11 protein-coding genes and 4 pseudogenes are annotated in these 16,590 nt (G+C 61.6%); 9 read left to right on the forward strand and 6 right to left on the reverse strand.

The window, feature by feature from the left end; genetic code table 11:
- Window positions 1-27: 27 nt before the first annotated feature.
- Window positions 28-1,014, reverse strand: coding sequence for an ABC transporter permease (locus ASD52_RS18175; RefSeq protein WP_057225082.1), 987 nt, complete (start codon window positions 1,012-1,014; stop codon window positions 28-30).
- 564 nt (window positions 1,015-1,578) lie between these two features.
- Between ASD52_RS18175 and ASD52_RS18180 the strand changes: the two genes are divergently transcribed.
- The gene (locus ASD52_RS18180; protein WP_057225083.1) at window positions 1,579-4,140 is read left to right on the forward strand and encodes an FAD-dependent oxidoreductase; all 2,562 of its coding nucleotides are present in this window, start codon (window positions 1,579-1,581) and stop codon (window positions 4,138-4,140) included.
- Between the two features lie 203 nt (window positions 4,141-4,343).
- On the opposite strand, the pseudogene ASD52_RS40075 reads toward ASD52_RS18180, so the two are convergent.
- Window positions 4,344-4,454 (reverse strand): annotated as a pseudogene (locus ASD52_RS40075) (alpha/beta hydrolase); the annotation flags it as partial.
- A 171-nt stretch (window positions 4,455-4,625) separates the two neighbouring features.
- Between ASD52_RS40075 and ASD52_RS18185 the strand changes: the two are divergent.
- On the forward strand, window positions 4,626-4,931 hold the full coding sequence (locus tag ASD52_RS18185; protein WP_025428240.1) for a hypothetical protein: 306 nt from the start codon (window positions 4,626-4,628) through the stop codon (window positions 4,929-4,931).
- Window positions 4,932-5,020: 89 nt separating this feature from the next.
- Here the strand turns inward: ASD52_RS18185 and ASD52_RS18190 are convergent, their stop codons facing one another.
- Window positions 5,021-5,995 carry a LysR family transcriptional regulator gene (locus ASD52_RS18190; RefSeq protein WP_057225086.1) on the reverse strand — a complete coding sequence of 325 codons (975 nt, stop codon included), beginning with the start codon at window positions 5,993-5,995 and terminating at the stop codon, window positions 5,021-5,023.
- A 156-nt stretch (window positions 5,996-6,151) separates the two neighbouring features.
- On the opposite strand from ASD52_RS18190, the gene ASD52_RS18195 reads away from it, so the two are divergent.
- The 4 genes from ASD52_RS18195 to ASD52_RS18210 are packed head-to-tail and all read left to right on the forward strand — an operon-like array spanning window position 6,152 to window position 10,853.
- Window positions 6,152-7,207, forward strand: coding sequence for a maleylacetate reductase (locus ASD52_RS18195; RefSeq protein ID WP_025428238.1), 1,056 nt, complete (start codon window positions 6,152-6,154; stop codon window positions 7,205-7,207).
- A gap of 40 nt (window positions 7,208-7,247) precedes the next feature.
- Entirely contained in the window at window positions 7,248-8,897 is a 1,650-nt protein-coding gene (locus ASD52_RS18200; protein ID WP_057225088.1) for a bifunctional 3-(3-hydroxy-phenyl)propionate/3-hydroxycinnamic acid hydroxylase, read from the forward strand.
- Window positions 8,894-9,967 carry a prolyl oligopeptidase family serine peptidase gene (locus ASD52_RS18205; RefSeq protein WP_057225090.1) on the forward strand — a complete coding sequence of 358 codons (1,074 nt, stop codon included), beginning with the start codon at window positions 8,894-8,896 and terminating at the stop codon, window positions 9,965-9,967. The genes ASD52_RS18200 and ASD52_RS18205 overlap by 4 nt, the downstream gene beginning before the upstream one ends.
- Window positions 9,968-9,980: 13 nt before the next feature.
- Window positions 9,981-10,853, forward strand: coding sequence for a dioxygenase (locus ASD52_RS18210; RefSeq protein ID WP_057225091.1), 873 nt, complete (start codon window positions 9,981-9,983; stop codon window positions 10,851-10,853).
- A gap of 253 nt (window positions 10,854-11,106) precedes the next feature.
- Here ASD52_RS18210 and ASD52_RS40080 read toward each other — a convergent pair.
- Window positions 11,107-11,472: pseudogene (locus ASD52_RS40080) on the reverse strand (LysR substrate-binding domain-containing protein); the annotation flags it as partial.
- A gap of 25 nt (window positions 11,473-11,497) precedes the next feature.
- On the opposite strand from ASD52_RS40080, the pseudogene ASD52_RS40085 reads away from it, so the two are divergent.
- The 3 genes and pseudogenes from ASD52_RS40085 to ASD52_RS40090 all read left to right on the forward strand — a co-directional run.
- A pseudogene (locus ASD52_RS40085) lies at window positions 11,498-11,632 on the forward strand (transcriptional regulator); the annotation flags it as partial.
- 288 nt (window positions 11,633-11,920) lie between these two features.
- The gene (locus ASD52_RS18220) at window positions 11,921-13,975 is read left to right on the forward strand and encodes a calcium-binding protein (protein ID WP_057225093.1); all 2,055 of its coding nucleotides are present in this window, start codon (window positions 11,921-11,923) and stop codon (window positions 13,973-13,975) included.
- 193 nt (window positions 13,976-14,168) lie between these two features.
- Window positions 14,169-14,456 (forward strand): annotated as a pseudogene (locus ASD52_RS40090) (hypothetical protein); the annotation flags it as partial.
- A gap of 17 nt (window positions 14,457-14,473) precedes the next feature.
- Here the strand turns inward: ASD52_RS40090 and ASD52_RS18230 are convergent.
- Window positions 14,474-15,271, reverse strand: a complete 798-nt coding sequence (locus ASD52_RS18230; RefSeq protein WP_057225096.1) for a DUF1194 domain-containing protein — start codon at window positions 15,269-15,271, stop codon at window positions 14,474-14,476.
- Between the two features lie 317 nt (window positions 15,272-15,588).
- Window positions 15,589-16,536, reverse strand: a complete 948-nt coding sequence (locus tag ASD52_RS18235; RefSeq protein WP_057225098.1) for a GlxA family transcriptional regulator — start codon at window positions 16,534-16,536, stop codon at window positions 15,589-15,591.
- Between the last annotated feature and the right edge of the window lie 54 nt (window positions 16,537-16,590).

Genomic DNA, 16,590 nt, shown 5'->3' on the forward strand with positions numbered 1-16,590 from the left:
GGCATCTCGCCGGCCCTGGAACTTGGATCAGCCGCGCAATGCCTTGAACCAGGCCTTGGCGTCGAAGCCGGATGTCGCGAGAAAGACGAGCAGAAGCACGCCCCAGGCGAGGTCGCGGAAGAAGTTGGAAATGTCAATGAAGTTGAACAGGCTCGACAGGATCTGCAGCGACGTCGCCGACAGGACGACACAGATCACCCGGCCATAGCCGCCCTCAGGGCGAACGCCCGCCATGACGGCGATGAGAATGGCGATCAGCACGTAGGAATTGCCGTAGTCCCACTTCACGCTCGATGTGCGCGCGGCGATCACGATGCCGGCGACCGACGCAAGCACGCCGCAGGCGGTATAGGTCAAAAACAGGATGCGCTTTTCCGCAATGCCGGCATAGCGCGCGGCCTTGGCATTGTTGCCGAGCAGCAGGAGCCTGAGGCCGAACGGGCTGTAGCGCAGCACGCCGCCGAGGATGAGAGCAATCAGTAAGAAGAGCGCAAAGCACAGCGGCACACCCAGAACCGGTGTGTTACCGAAGGCGTCGAGCGGCTCGATGAAGCCGAGGCCCAGCGCCGAACCGTTGGTGAAAGCGATCGCAAGGCCGGTAAAGAACAGCTGCGTGCCAAGCGTCGCGATGATCGGCGTCAAGCCGGCGCTCGAAATCAGAAACCCATTCAGCATTCCGCCAACTAGGCCGACGAGCAGTGCTATGCCGGCAAAGCTCCAGCTGAACAGCAGCGGCGCGTCATCGGGCGAAACCGTGTCGCGCAGCACGAGATAAGCGATGACACCCGAAAGGTTGGCAAGGGCGATGCCCGACAGATCGATGCCGCCATTGCCCGAGATCATCGCCAGCATCACGCCGAGCGCAAGAAGGCCGAGTTCGGGCACTTGGCCCGCCATGGATTGCAGGTTGTAGATGTCGAGGAAACTGGCACCGACCAACACGCCGCCCGCTACCAGCACAGCAACGTTGACGACGGCCAAAAATGCCAACTGGCGATCAACCCGAAATTCCAAAGCGCGCCCTCCGTCATTGTCGTTCGCAGGCAAGCGCAATCACGGCTCCCAGCGTGCTCCTAGGCACGCTCCGTGAGCGCGCACCCGGACCTCTTTCGAGTTCGGATGCCGCGACGGCCGACCTGATGAGGCCGGCGATGACATTTGCCAAAGACTGTTGTGTATTGTCAACACCAATCTATCGCGGCCGGCTTATTTATCTGAAAAGTTTGGCGTTTCCCCCAGCGGAGAACACTCCCCATGCCGCAATTTTCGGCGCGCATTCCGCGCATCAGGAGAAAATGAACGACGTCGAGAGCTAACGACGTCAAGGGCCTGTGACTTATGAAGCTGCCAGCGCCACGTGCGATCCACTCTGCAGCGGCCCTGCGTCGTCGCGGTGATAAGAAAAAACCCGAGTTCGAGGAGATGCACCCTTGTCGACGGCTCTGTCGTGATGGAGAAATCCTGTTTGCAGAGTGCAGGCTCTGGTCGTGCAGCACGATAATTATGTCGTAGACAGGCTCTAATCGCAGCGCCGCAAATCCTAAAATCCGGCTTCAGTTTCAATCAGGGTCGCAATCAATGGCAGAGTTTCCTCAAAAGGCGAAGGTCGTAATCATCGGGCTGGGTGGCATCGTTGGTGCCTCGATCGCGCATCACCTGATCGAGCGCGGTTGGGACGACATCGTTGGCATCGACAAGTCCGGCATCCCGACCGATATCGGCTCGACGGCGCACGCGTCCGACTTCTGCTACACGACCAGCCACGATTATCTTTCGGTTTGGACGACGCAGTATTCGATCGACTTCTTCGAGAAGATGGGTCACTACGCCCGCATTGGCGGCCTGGAAGTCGCGCGTACCGGCGACGATGTCTGGATGGAAGAGATCAAGCGCAAGCTTTCCTCCGCCAAGGCCTTCGGCACCCGCGCCCACTATGTCTCGCCCGCGGAAATCAAGAAGATGTTCCCGCTGATCGAGGAAGATCAGGTCATGGGCGGCATGTTCGACCCGGATGCCGGCCTCGTCATCCCGCGCTCGCAGACAGTTGCTGGCAAACTGGTCGATGCGGCCGAGAAATCCGGAAAGCTCCAGATCTTCGGCAACACGCCGGCAAGGTCGCTCATCGTCGAGAACGGCCGCATCAAGGGCGTCGTCACCCATCGCGGCACGATCATGGCCGACCATGTCGTCGTCTGCGCCGGCATCTGGGGCCGCCTGATCGCCGAAATGGTCGGCGAGGATCTGCCGGTGATGCCGGTCGACCATCCGCTCACCTTCTTCGGCCCGTATAACGAATTCGAAGGCACCGGCAAGGAAATCGGCTTCCCGCTCCTGCGCGACCAGGGCAACTCCGCCTATATGCGCGACACCGGCGATCCGAAGACCACCGAAGGTGGCCAGATCGAGTGGGGCTATTACGAGACCACCAACCCGCGCCTCTGCCATCCGCGCAACATTCTCGAAAAGCACGAGGCACGCCTGTCGCCCTCGCAGCGCGACCTCGATATGGAGCAGATCATCGAGCCGCTCGAGCGCGCCATGGAACTGACGCCGATCCTCGGCGAACTCGGCTACAATGAAGGCCATTCCTTCAACGGCCTGCTGCAGGTCTCGGCCGCCGGCGGCCCCTCCTGCGGCGAGAGCCAGAAGGTGCGCGGCCTCTGGTACTGCGTCGCCATCTGGGTGAAGGACGGTCCCGGCTACGGCAAGCTGATCGCCGACTGGATGACGGACGGGCGCACTGAGATCGACCACGCCTCGATCGACTATTCTCGCTTCTACCCGCACCAGCTGGAGGAGAAGTTCATCGAGGGCCGCTGCTTCGAGGCGGCGCAGAAGATCTACTATCCGGCCGTGCACACGCGCGAGCCCTATGCCAGCGGCCGCAACGTCAAGCGCTCGCCCTTCTACGAGCGCGAGAAAGAGCTCGGCGGCTACTTCATGGAACTCGGTGGCTGGGAGCGCGCCCATGGCTACGCCGCCAACGAGCACCTCCTAGAAAAATACGGCAACCGCGTTCCAGTGCGCCAGAACGAGTGGGACAGCCGCCATTTCTGGCGCGTGTCCAACGCCGAACATCTGGCGATGAGCGAGGATTGCGGTATCGTCAACCTCTCGCACTTTCATATGGTTGACATCGAAGGCCCTGACCACGTCGAGTTGCTGGAGTGGCTTTGCGCCGCCAAGATCGGCGGCGACGGCAATATCGGCAAGGGCATCTACACCCATTTCCTCGATGACGAAGGAATGGTACGGGCCGACTTCACCGTCTTCCGCATGGCCGATCGCTGCCGTCTCGTGAACGGCGCCGATGCCGGCCCGCGCGACTTCCAGTACATGCGCCGCGTCGCCGAAGATCGCGGCCTTGACGTCACCATCACCGACGTTTCGGAGAAGTTCATCACCATCGGCATTTGGGGCCCCAACGCCCGCGAAACGCTGAAGAAGGTGGTTGCCGATCCGGCCGGCCTCGATCTCGAGAACTTTGCTTTCGCTGCGATCAAACCGATCGAAATCGCCGGCAGGAAGGTCACCGCCTTCCGCATCTCCTATGTCGGCGAGCAGGGCTGGGAGTTGCACATGAAATATGAGGACGGCCTCGCCGTCTGGGACGCACTGCGCTCAACCGGCGTCATGGCCTTCGGCGTCGAAACCTATGCAAACTCGCGCCGTCTGGAAAAGAGCCTGCGCCTGCAGAATGCCGATCTTCTCACACAGTACAACCTCATCGAGGCCGATCTGGCTCGTCCGAAGGTGAAGGACGTGGACTTCCGCGGCAAGGCGAAACATCTTGAATACAAGGCACGTGAGCACCAGCCGGCCATGCTCTGCACGCTCATCCTCACGGAGAATACCGATAGAAACGGCGTGAAGCGCTACCCGGTCGGCAGCCTGCCGGTCATGGACCCGGAAACCGGCGCGGTGCTGGTCGACGAACTCGGCCGCCGCTCCTATACCACCTCCATCGCCTACGGCCCGACGATCGGCAAGAACATCGCGCTTGCCTATTTGCCTTGGTCCCACTGCCAGGTCGGCCGCAAGCTGAACGTCGAATACTTCGCCGAGACCTACCCCGTCGAAGTCGCCGGCGTCGGCTACAAGCCACTCTACGACCCGGAGAACCTGAAGCCGCGGAGCTGAGATTTTACAACCCCTCGGCCCACCCGCGGTGGACGTCCCGTCACGCGCCTGCTTGCTTCAAGCGGGCGCGTTCGTTTTTGGCGTTCGTTCATTATGCCTGCGCCCCTGGAATTTGTCTGTTGTTCGGATACCGGAGCCGCCAGTGTGCGAAGGACATGACGTTGGTGAACTTTGAGCCGGCGCGCTTTGCCATCAGCCTTTGTGCGGGCGGCGGCAACGTCATCGGCAGGCGAGATCGTCGGGTTCTGGACGATGCTGATGGTGCAGCCGTCCTGCTTCAAAATGTCGTAGACACTCCTCCAGCCGGCGCCATCGGCGGACCCACGCTACGAAATGCCAGCCGAGGAGCGATGGTACACCTCAATTCGGAGCGTCCATCCTGATCGGGTAGTCAATCGATAGACGATGGGTTGTGCAAAGTTTGAGTTGACCGTTTCCGATGGCGAGGCGACACTTGCAACCTGCAGCAAGACAGGAGGAAAATGATGGCCGAGCCAGATCCCTGGCGCCACATGGCAAGCGCGCCGAAAAACGGCAGTCGGATCCTCGTTACGATCCGCCCGTCCGAACAGGGGGCGGCAGAAGTTGACCTCGCGTATTGGTCGAATGGCGATCAGTTCGGTGCAGAAGGCTGGCGCGCCTCTGATTCCTCGCCCGGCCGCATCATCGAATACGCCGAGCCCGAATTGAAGTGCTGGATGCCGATGCCCTCGGCCAATCTCAATCGCACCTCAATGCCCTCACCCTGGGAAGGCGAAGACGAGCGAGAGCTCGACGGGTCGGGGATTTAAGAACTCGCGCCGCCATTTGCGCTTGCTCGCACACGACGGGATCAAAGAACATTTGAGACGTGCGCTTGCAGCCTGTGGAACGCCTAATCTCAATCCGACGTAAAGGTCGCCTTGATTGGAGAAACGCCGCACCGTTGCGCATAGGCCTCCATCTCGGGCTTCAGCCCGGCAAAAGCCGAGAGCACGTGCATCTTGAGTTGCAGCGCTGCCGGCCCAGGCGGCATCAGTTTTGATTGCACGAAGCCAAGCGCGCGCGGCACGCCGCTCGGCAGGATGGGTAACGCGGTGATGTTGTCGGTTTCCCGCCGAGCGAAGACCACGCCGAAGGGCAGCACGGCGAGGCTGTCAGAATGGGCGAGATGGGCGAGAATGCCGGCGAGCGAGGCGCCGGAGAAATTGATGCGCACATGCTCGGCGCCCAGATTGACTAGCGCAGTTCTGAGATCGGCGCTCAGCGGACTTCCGGCAGGTGGCTCGATCCAGGGATACCGCAGCAGGTCGGCAGGCAGGAGCCTGTCCGATGCAAGAAGCGGATGTCCCGAGCGACAGGCAACCACATTGCGCCCTGTCAGGATCGGGTCGAAGGTCAGATCGCTATCTGCATCGAAGACCTCGACCGGACAGATCGCGAGGTCCAGCTGCCCAGCTCTGATCTTTTCGGCAAGGCTCGTCGTGTAACCATAGACCTGCTCGATTCTAACGTTCGGCCTTGTCCGCTGGAATTGGCCGACCATCGCCGAGACCAGCGCGTCCATGAAAAACGGCGTGCCGCCGATCCTGATATCGCCGCGCTCGCCACGCCTGAATGACTGGGCCACGTCGCTCGCTCGCGCCGTTGCGCGCCGTACCGCTGCACCGAGATCGGCAAGATCCCGACACAAGGGAGTCGGCTCCATCGGGCGGCGGTTGCGCAGAAACAATGGCTCACCCAGCCGCTTTTCCAGAAAGGCGACTGTGCGTGACAAGCCGGGCTGCGTCATTCCCAGCATTTCCGCCGCCTCGGACATGCCGCCGGCATCGACGATCGCCCAGAGCTGTAGCAGATGGCGCGGATCAATCTGCAAGAAGAGATTCTCCCAAGTTCCGTGTTCCGCTCACAACATAACATAATGGTATGTTATCTGGAGATATCATTATTCGAATTCACCTTCGTCCGTCGCTACTGTTTTCCTCGAGATGGAGCCGCAAGCGATTTCGCGGCCCCGTTCAGGGAGGAACCGATGAGGGAATTCGACTATCAGGGGTCCCCGGCAAGAATTAGGTTCGGCGCCGGCGCCCGCGCGGGGGTGGCAGAAGCTGTTGAAGCCTTGGGCTGCAAGCGTGCCCTCGTGCTCTCCACACCACAGCAAGCCAACGATGCCGGTGCCATCGTCAACCTTTTGGCGGATCGCGCCGCCGGATTGTTCACGCAGGCGACCATGCACACGCCCGTCGAGATCACCGAACAGGCGCTCAAGGCCATGCGCGACAACGACGCGGACTGCACTGTCGCTTTCGGCGGCGGCTCGACTACCGGGCTCGGCAAAGCGATCGCCTATCGCCTCGATACGCCTCAGATCGTCATACCCACAACCTATGCCGGCTCGGAGGTCACACCCATCCTTGGGCAGACTCAGGCGGGGCGCAAGGAGACGGTACGTGCAGCGTCGATTCTGCCGGAACTGGTGATCTATGATCCGGAACTCACGCTCAGCCTGCCGGTCCCAATGACGATGACCAGCGGCCTAAACGCCATGGCCCACGCCGCCGAGGCACTCTACGCTCGCGATCGTAACCCGATTTCCTCGCTAATGGCGACGGAAGGCCTGAGAGCCCTCGCTGAGGCCCTACCGCGCATCGCTATGGCGCCGCGGGATCTGTCGGCCAGAAGCGATGCACTCTACGGCGCCTGGCTGTGCGGCACTGTGCTTGGCACAGTCGGCATGTCGTTGCATCACAAGCTCTGCCATGTGTTAGGGGGGGCCTTCGACCTGCCGCATGCGGAGACCCATGCGATCGTTCTGCCCCACGCAATCGCCTTCAACGCGGCCGCCGCTGCCGACGAACTTCGGCCGCTCAGTGCGATTTTCGGGGAAACCTCCCCCGGTGCGGCAATACACGGTTTTGCGGTCAAGATCGGCGCCCCGACAGCCCTCAGGGAGATCGGTTTTCGGGAGGAAGATATCGGCCGCGCCGCGGAGATCGCCACAGCGAACCCCTATTGGAACCCGCGGGAAGTGACACGGGCCGATATTCACGCGCTGCTCGCCGCGGCATGGCGAGGCGACGCGCCCTGAACGCGCGCGCCGAGACATATCTGCAAAACGGGAGGATAACATGAATCAATCCAAGGCAACGCCGCCTGTGGTGCACCGGCAAGTGGCCGTTATCGGTTGCGGGCCTGCGGGCCTGACTGCCGCCTCGCTCCTCGGACAAGCCGGCCATAATGTCATCGTTATCGAGCGCTGGCCCGAACCCTACGGCCTGCCCCGCCTCAGCCATATCGACGGCGAGACGGCACGCCTGGTCGCCTCGGCCGGGGATATCGGTCATGCCCTTCGCGACGCGCAGGCGATCGACACCTACCACTACCTCGACGATCAGGGAAACATTCTGATCGATCTGGACTGGAAGGGGCAGCAATGCGGTTTTCCCGCCCATATTTCGATCTTCCAGCCGGAAATCGAGGACGCGATCTATTCCCGCGCACAGCCTCTGCCGAACGTCGAGTTCCTACGCGGCTGGGAAGTCTCCAAGCTCGAGCAGAGTGCGGATAAGGTCGTTCTGGAAGCCCAACCCTGGGACGGTTCGTGGAAGGCGGTTTCTGACGGGGGCGATCCAGTCCGCAGGATCGAGGTGGACTATGTGATCGGCGCGGATGGCGCCAACAGTTTCACGCGCCGCGCACTCGGCATCGCGCGTCACCAGTACGGCCATCATGAACGTTGGCTCAATCTTGATTCCGAATACGTCAAGGATCTCGGCGACCGCTTTGCCATTACCTCGATCTATTGCGACCCGGCACGGGCGCACATGTACATGCCGATCGGCAAATCCCGCGTGCGTTTCGAGATGCGCGTGCTGCCGGGCGAGGAAACCAGCTACTGGGAAGACATCAAGAATGGCCTTGCCTGGCTCAGCGAGCAGCATGGCATCGGGCTCGACGAAATCCGGCCGATCCGCAACGTTGTCTATACATTTGACCCCGCGATCACAAAAAGCTGGAAGGAAGGCCGGGTCATGCTGGTGGGCGATGCCGCCCACACGATGATGCCCTATATGGGCCAGGGCGCCTGTTCGGCCATTCGCGACAGCGCCAATCTTGCATGGAAGCTGGACCTCGTGTTGCGGGGCAAGGCCGAGCCGGAGCTTCTCGATACCTATGAAGCGGAGCGGCGCCCGCATGTCACGCAGATCACCAAGACCTCGACCATGCTCGGCAAGGTCGCCAACGAGGACGACCCGGCGAAGGTGGCTGAACGCAATGCACTCTTCCTGTCCGGAAACATGCCGCCGCCCCCGCCCTTCCCCAAGATCGAGACCGGCGTGGTGCATGTGGAGCCCGATGGTAACCTCCTCACCCCCACCGGTGCACCAACGCCACAGGGCCTCGTGCGCGCCGGCGGCCGCGAAGGCTTGATGGACGACGTGGTGGGGCGCGGCTTCCTGATCGTCAGCCGGACCGACCCGAGCCTCCATCTGGATCCCGCGACCCACGCTTTCTTCGACGCCATCGGCGGTCGCTGGATCGTCGTCGGCGACACCGATGCTGCGCCCGATCAAGTCGCAGATCTTGACGGCGTGCAACTGGCGTTTCTGGAGAGAAATGGTTTCGCCGCCTATCTGCGCCGTCCCGATTTCCTGATGTATGGTGCAGTCCGGGATCTCTCCGATCTCCCCACCCTGCTGCGCGGCCTTCGCGACAGGCTGCACTGGCTGCATCAGCCTGTACCCACCTTTGAGACCACCATGGAGGCACGGGCATGACCGAGGACTCGGTCATCAAGGCGAACCTTGCCCATCAGCGGGCCATGCCACTGACGCGGCTTCTCGACTGCGGCATGGACCCGGGGGATGCGCGCCGGCTTCATGCCCGCATCTCGGAGGGCGAGCCCTGGGATGCGGTGGCAGAAACCATCGCCACCGAGCGCCTGCAACAGGCCGACCGGGCCGAGGCTGAAGGAAACATCGTCACCGCCGGCGAGGCACGGCAGCGCGGCATCGCCGCGCTGGTCTACGCCCAGATGGCCTTCAATTTCGACGAACCCCGCAAGGTCGCGCTGTATCGCAGGCTGGTCGCCGCCTGTCGGAAGCTCACCCCTGTCTTCGGCCTGCCCTTCGAGCGGGTCGAGACCGGATATTCGGGAAAAAGCCTGATCGGCTGGCTGGTGCGCCCCGCAAGCGGAAGTGCAAACGGCACCGTCATCCTGTTCGGCGGCCAGAGCGGCTGGGGCATCGCCTATCTGCCAATCGCCCGGGAGCTGGCGCGCCGCGGGCTTGCCACCCTTCTCGCCGAAGGCCCCGGCCAGGGCGAGACCCGCATCGAGCAAGGCCTTTATCTTCAGGCGGGGGTCGAGGCCGCCTATAGCCGCTGGGTCGATGTAATCCTGGACGATCCGAGCCTCGGCGCGCCGGGCGTCTGGGGCAACAGCTACGGCGGCCTGTGGGCGGCACGCACTGCGGGCAGCGACAGCCGCATCCGCGCCTGTTGCGTCAACGGCTCCTTCGCCCACCCCGCCATCCTGCCCTTCCGCACGGCCTTCGAGCAGAGCGCGGCAATGATCGGCACCGAGGATCGAGCGATGATTGAGGCTGTCATGGAAAAGCTGCGTTTCGATCCGGCGCGGGACAGAATCGCCTGCCCGCTTCTCGTCCTGCACGGAGGCGCCGATCCGCTGGTGGCACTGGAGGACCAGCAACCCTTCCTCGATGCCGCGACGGGCGAGGCCGCCCTCCGCGTCTGGCCGGACGGTGAGCACACGATATACAACCACAGCTTCGAGCGGACGGCACTCGTCGGCGACTGGTTCGCCGCACGGCTCGACCGATCCGCCTGACAGGGAGCGATTGATGCGCCGTTATTTCACTGAGGAACACTCCGCCGAGACTGTGAACGGCAGGATTGGCGTAGACGTGGCACCGCGCATGCGTCAGGTCATGGCGAGCCTCGTTCGACATCTGCATGATTTTATCAAGGACGTGGAGTTGACCCAGCGGGAATGGGAGTTGGCCGTTGATTTCCTCACCCGCGCCGGCCAGACCTGTACCGACACACGGCAGGAGTTTATCCTGCTCAGCGACGTCCTTGGGCTTTCCATGCTGGTCGACGCCATCGGCAACCGTCGTCCCGAAGGCGCGACGGAGAACACCGTCTTCGGCCCGTTCCACGTCGCCAACGCGCCGATCCGGGCGATGGGGGAAAGCATCAGTCTGGACGCTAAGGGCGAAAGCTGCCTGTTCCACGGCCGGGTGATTGATCTCGACGGCAACGCAATAGAAGGGGCAACGATCGACGTCTGGTCAGACAATGCCGATGGCTTCTACGACGTTCAGCAGCCGGACCTGCAGCCGAAATGGAACAACCGCGGACGCTTCGTCACGGGCGCCGACGGCGCCTACAGCTTCGTCGGTATCAAGCCTGTCAGTTATTCCATTCCCGACGACGGGCCTGCTGGGGACCTGTTGGAGGCGCTCCATCGCCACCCCTGTCGCCCGGCCCACATGCATTTCCTTGTAACTGCTCCGGGCCACCAGAAGATTGTCACCCACATCTTCACCGGCGGCGACCCCTTCCTCACTTCCGACGCCGTTTTCGGTGTCAAATCCTCCCTGATCGCTGATTTCGAGCGCATCGACGGCGCGACCTCGTGGCAGGCCGCATTCGATTTCGTCATGGTGCAGGAGGACAGATTCGAACATCGCAGCTGCAGTAACGTCAGATAGTCGTGAACTGTAGCTTTTGAGTGAGGTCGAACGCGGACCCCGCCGGCAGCTTGGGAGAATAATGAGCGTACCAGGCGACGGCAACAGCGCTGCCAGAGCCCGTTCGCGCGCGGCTTGACCGGTTAAAAGCCTCGTCTCGGAGGATCAGCATCGCGACGGCCAACGGCCGGGATCCGGGAGGCCTAGGCCCGGCAAGCCGCTCCGTTTGATTGAGGGATCGCAGACCACGAGGTTTTCGAGACCTCGCCCCTGACTTCCCCGCTCTGACCCGCGACCGAGCAATTTCGATGATGTCGTCCCGGGCCGCGGTTGGATCGTCCTTACTCCAGGCGACCCCAAGACCGATCCGGAAGTCGATACCCCTCACCTTCCTGAGCTCGAAATTGCGGTTGGGAAGATCCAGCGTCCATTCCGGCGCAAAGCCGATGCCAAGACCGGCCGAGACCAGTGACACCACCGAGAAGGTGTTGTCGCAGGTATAGGCGACGCTCTTTGCAAGATCGTGCGCCTCGAACTTTTCAGCAAAGCAGCGCTCGGTGAACGACAGGTTCTGACGCGAGAACGAGATGATCTTCTCGCCCTTCAGATCCTCGATGCAGATCTCGCTTCTGGCCAACGGCACGACATAGGGTCACGTACGGACCAGGCTTCTCGTCGGTGCACGCATCGGCGTTCGGTCCTCAACCATCGAATTGATCGAGAAGTCAGAAGCGGTAGGGGCGATCCAACTCAACACGCCGCGCCGCGCCGCCGAGGCCGCAGATTGCACCCTTGTCCACATCCTCTCTGGGGCTCTGGAGAAACATGACGGACCTCTTCTCGTCCTCGAGCATGTCACAGCACGTCCTGACCTATGGCTTCGTCTTTCCGCAGATCTTGGCTTTACTTCAAAGCAATTCTCCGCAGTTCCCTTTCGATATCTAATATAGATTTCAAATTAAATTGCCTCCATTTGGAAGATTAATTCGGAGTTGATTTACGCAATTAGTTAAATAGATTTGAATGCTTGGTGATCTTATTCGAGTGATCGCAAGTATTGGCATAAGTCTATCGAAAGGGATGGCGAGATGGCAAAGATCGTAGGCTCGTACTCAAACGATGCTTTGAAAGGCTCGGAGGAAACCGACTACATCTGGGGCCTGCCCGGCAGCGATACGATCGATGGGGGCGGCGGCGGCGATTTTGTCGATGGTGGGGCTGAAAGCGACACCCTGACAAGTTCGAACGGCTACGATCGCCTCGACGGCGGTGCCGGTGATGACCAGATCGTTCTCACCGGGACCGGCGGCGCAGTTACCGGAGGCAGCGGCTACGACGGCCTTGTCGTCGACTTCTCGCAAAGCGCAGACCGGATGGTCTTCAACGGTGCCAGCGGCCATGGCTATGTTGGCGACCCGAGCGCCACAAACCGGCACATCTTCTTCCACGATATCGAGTGGCTGCGCCTGCTCGCCGGCAGTGGTGACGACCGGATCACCGGAACTGCCGGGGGCGATCGGATTTCGACCGGTGCCGGCAACGACGTCGTCAATGCGGGCGCGGGACAGGACATCATCACCAATACGGGTGGTCACGACCGTCTCGACGGCGGTGATGGAAATGACCGCTTCGTGCTTGTCGGGACGGGCAGCGCCGTTTTCGGCGGTGCCGGAGACGATACGCTGGCCGTCGACCTCTCGGCATCGGCCGCTCCGGTCGTGTTCAACCTGGAGAATGGTCACGGCATCATCGGATACGGGACGCAGGAGGAGCGGCATCTCTTCATCCAGTACCAGGATGTCGAGCGGATTGTGCTGACGACGGGACGCGGAAGCGATCATATTACGGGTAGCGCACTTGGCGACGTTATCGAGACGGCAGGCGGCAACGATTTCGTCGACGCCGGCGCGGGCGATGACATGATCACCGACGGGCTCGGTGCCAACCGTCTTTTTGGCGGCGACGGCCGCGACCAGATCGTCTCGACACTCTACTCCGCCGAGATCGATGGCGGCGCCGGCCAGGACTGGCTCTATATCAAGGAGACGCAGAGCACGAGCGACCTCACTGTCGATTTCGCTGCCGGTGAGGCCTCGACCGGCACAGTGTTGCGCGGCATAGAGGAGGCAAGCCTCGCGCTTGGCAGCGGCAACGATCGGGTCATCGCGGGTGATCTTACCTATCTCGTGGTCGATGCCGGCGCGGGAAACGATCATCTCGAAGGCGGTGCCGGGCGTGACCGGTTCGATGGCGAGGAGGGCAACGACTACATCGATGCCGGCGCCGGAGACGACATGATAGAGACAGGCGCTGGCGATGACGTGGCTTTTGGCGGCGACGGCAGGGATACGCTTGCCAATGACGGCGGCAGCGACATGCTCGATGGCGGCGCCGGCGATGACTGGCTGCAGGACACCTTTCCCGGCAGCGGCACCCTTGGCGTCGCGTCGATCCTGCGCGGCGGCGCGGGCAACGACACGATCAATGCCCGTTACCTCGGAGAGGTCGATGGCGGCGAAGGCCGGGATCTATTGAACCTCAACTATGGCGGCTTGCCGCAGGTAACCGACTTCGACGCGACACGCGGCGCAACACACACCGGCTTGGCCTTCACCAATGTGGAGTACTTCAACGTCTCATCCGGGCGCTACGACGACGTGCTGCGCGGCGCCGACGACAATGACACCCTCTATTCGTCGAGCGGCAACGATATCCTCGATGGGCGTGGTGGGGACGACACGCTGAGGGGCGCCTCGGAAAACGACCAGATTTTCGGCGGCGAAGGTGCGGATTTTCTCGACGGCGGCTCGCAGGACGACCTGTTGAGTGGCGGCAATGGCGCCGACCTGTTGAAGGGCGACAGCGGCGCCGACACGTTTCTGTGGTCGTCGGAAACCTCCGGCCAGGCGGGCCTCGATCACATTCTCGATTTCGTTGGCAGGCAGGGCGATCGGATCGCCTTTTCCGAAGAGGCCCAGGACGCCACAGGCATTCACAGCTATGCCGATTTTCTTGCCGCCGCCAGCGATACGACCGACGGCTTGTTCATCGCCTTCAACGGCTCCGATGTCGAAGGCATTCTGATTGAGCATGTTTCGCTCTCGGCTCTCATGGAAAGCGATGTCGTCTTCGGTCTCGGCTGACGGCACGCTAGGCCTCAGCTTTCCGGAGGCCCGCATTCGCCTGCAGCCGCGGCTTCGTTGGCCACCGTGGTCAGGCGTCCATCGATGGGATGACGCCGCCGGTCCATACGCCGTGTCGAGGTCGTGGATGACCGCGAGGAGCCGGGATGCCATGGTTCGCCGATCACGACATTGTTGCCGCCCGCGGCCCTGCCTGCAAGCCACCATCGGAGCGCAAACATGGTTCTGCGATCCACAATCCCCGTGGCAGAAAGGAACCGTCGAAAACACCAACAGACGGGCCAGGAAATGGCTTTCGAGAGAGGTCGATCCCCTGTCGCTCAGCGACTGCGATCTAACCGAAATCTGCAATCATCTGAACGCAACACCGCGCAAATGCCTCGGCTACAAACCACCCGCCGAAGTCTTCCGCCAGAAACGCGCGCGCAGATCAGGCGCACCGGTCAGCCTCTCAAAGCCCGCAGGTCGCGGTTCAGCGTGAACGCAAAGCGCATTGAACTATTGCCCAATGCGACGCTCCTGCATTTCTTCGCCCACAAAGCAATTGTAGTCTGCTCGGTCGTCGACGCGTTGCAACAGTGGCTCGAACCGCTTCAGGTCGCTCACGTTCGGTCCAAGTATCTCGACAATGAGCTTGCTCAGAATAGCCTCCGCAAAATCGCCAGGATCTGAGACTTTCAACAGAAAGGCCCCATCTCCACCGATCACACAATTCTCATAATAAGCGTCGAGGTCCGGAATCGATGCGGAATCCTGACGCGTCAACATGATGGGCAGTCCATCGATCACGATGCCTTGGGCGACAGTCGAATTACGGGCAACGGGTACCGGCACACCGGAGTTGTTCGGCCCATCTCCCGATATGTCGACCACGCGTCGCATTCCCTGGAACGGGCTAGCTAAGAAGAGGTTTCGTGAAAACGCCAGCGTGTTGGAAATCGAGGTGAACGATATCCTCCTCATCGGTTGCTGGCGCAGAGCATCGGCGAATTGGCCCGCAGTGCTGGGGCCATCGATCAGCGTCCAAGGCATGATCTGGACAGCAGAGCCACCCCACTCAACGTATGTCACGGCGATTTTGCCGATAGGCCCGTCCTCTATTGCATTGACGAGTTCGGGCTGGAGAAATGCATTCACATAGCCTTGACGTTGCGCACGCTGTTCGTCGATCTCCATTGAGTAGGAGACATCGACGGCAAGAACCAACTCAAGATCAACGTCAAATTGAGAAAGCTGAGCGGGCGTGCTGCCCCCCAGAAGGCCAAAGCAGACAAGAAGCGCGCATTGCGGTTTCATCGCGATCGGAAGCCCAGTGCACGATCATACTACGCCCGTTCAGCGAGCTCGCAATACAGGGATGCTAGCTCAGATTCAGCACCTGTCCGCTCTTGGCGCACCCACCCATTCCAGACGAAAAGGGGCGGGCCGATGAACCGGCCGCCCTTCGGAAAGCCAGCTGTGAACCCTTGCCTTGAAGGGTTTCGAACCGCCGACCTCGCTATGCCTGCCAGCAGAGTCCATGAACCCCAAGATTAGGGAATCACACGACAACTCGATCACCATCTCCAGCAGTGCACAGTTCTTCTGTGCCGCGACACCCTCGTTCTCCCGATTCAGGGTGCCAGTTCACTGTCGCGGGCGTTGCGCCGGATAGTCTGGGGCGGCTGTCCGAGTGCCCGCAGAAAAGCCCGGCGCATGCGATCGCTATCGGCGAAGCCGGTTTCCTCCGCGATCACATCCATGGAGTGGCGGCCTTGTTCCATCAGCAGCCGCGCCGCCTCGACGCGCAGGTTCTCCACCGCCTTGGCCGGCGACTGCCCCGTCTCTGACCGGAAGGCGCGGCTGAACTGGCGCGCGCTCAAGCCCGCCGCATCCGCCAGTTCGTCCACCGACAGAACGCTGCGCAGATTGGCCTTGGCATAGTTGACCGATTTCTGGATCCGGTCCGACTTCGGGTCCAGTTCGAGCAACGCCGAGAACTGCGATTGGCCGCCGGCCCTGCGGTGGTAGACCACGAGCTTGCGTGCGACCGAGCGAGCAACGTCCTGACCATGGTCCTTCTCGACCATGGCGAGAGCCAGGTCGATGCTTGCCGTCATTCCCGCCGACGTCCATACGGAGCCATCGACGATGAAGATGCGATCCTCCTCGACCTTGACGGCCGGGAACCGCTCCCGGAGCTGGCGCGCAAAAAGCCAATGCGTCGTCGCACGGCGCCCATCCAGCAGCCCGGATTCTGCAAGAATGAAGGCGGCGGTACAGGGGCCAGCCAGCCGACGCGCAGTTTGCAGGGAATGGCGCGCGAACTCGATAAGGCCCGGTGTCATCGGCTCGATCGTCGTGCCGGCTCCAAACATCACGGTGTCGTAGGTCGTATCGTCGAAGGCTTTCGTGATGACACCAAACCCAGCCGACGACTTGATCTCTCCGCCGGCTTCGGAAAGCAACGTTATCTCGTAAGCCGGCTCTCCAAGCTGAATGTTGGCCATCTCGAAGGCAGTGACCGATGCAAAACCGAGGAGCTGGAATCCTGGAAACACGACGTAACCGATCTTGTGCATGGCACACCACCTTTTGTCTGAAACCGCCGCTTATATCACATTTGCGCCATCGCA

It is taken from the genome of Ensifer sp. Root142, from assembly GCF_001426785.1.
Taxonomy (GTDB): Bacteria; Pseudomonadota; Alphaproteobacteria; order Rhizobiales; family Rhizobiaceae; genus Ensifer; species Ensifer canadensis.

What these genes read in the sequence shown, in the direction of transcription:
- ASD52_RS18180 (WP_057225083.1), top strand. Translation starts at nt 1,579, where the DNA reads ATGGCAGAGTTTCCTCAAAAGGCGAAGGTCGTAATCATCGGGCTGGGT.
- ASD52_RS18185 (WP_025428240.1), top strand. Translation starts at nt 4,626, where the DNA reads ATGGCCGAGCCAGATCCCTGGCGCCACATGGCAAGCGCGCCGAAAAAC.
- ASD52_RS18195 (WP_025428238.1), top strand. Translation starts at nt 6,152, where the DNA reads ATGAGGGAATTCGACTATCAGGGGTCCCCGGCAAGAATTAGGTTCGGC.
- ASD52_RS18200 (WP_057225088.1), top strand. Translation starts at nt 7,248, where the DNA reads ATGAATCAATCCAAGGCAACGCCGCCTGTGGTGCACCGGCAAGTGGCC.
- ASD52_RS18205 (WP_057225090.1), top strand. Translation starts at nt 8,894, where the DNA reads ATGACCGAGGACTCGGTCATCAAGGCGAACCTTGCCCATCAGCGGGCC.
- ASD52_RS18210 (WP_057225091.1), top strand. Translation starts at nt 9,981, where the DNA reads ATGCGCCGTTATTTCACTGAGGAACACTCCGCCGAGACTGTGAACGGC.
- ASD52_RS18220 (WP_057225093.1), top strand. Translation starts at nt 11,921, where the DNA reads ATGGCAAAGATCGTAGGCTCGTACTCAAACGATGCTTTGAAAGGCTCG.
- ASD52_RS18230 (WP_057225096.1), bottom strand. Translation starts at nt 15,271, where the DNA reads ATGAAACCGCAATGCGCGCTTCTTGTCTGCTTTGGCCTTCTGGGGGGC.
- ASD52_RS18235 (WP_057225098.1), bottom strand. Translation starts at nt 16,536, where the DNA reads ATGCACAAGATCGGTTACGTCGTGTTTCCAGGATTCCAGCTCCTCGGT.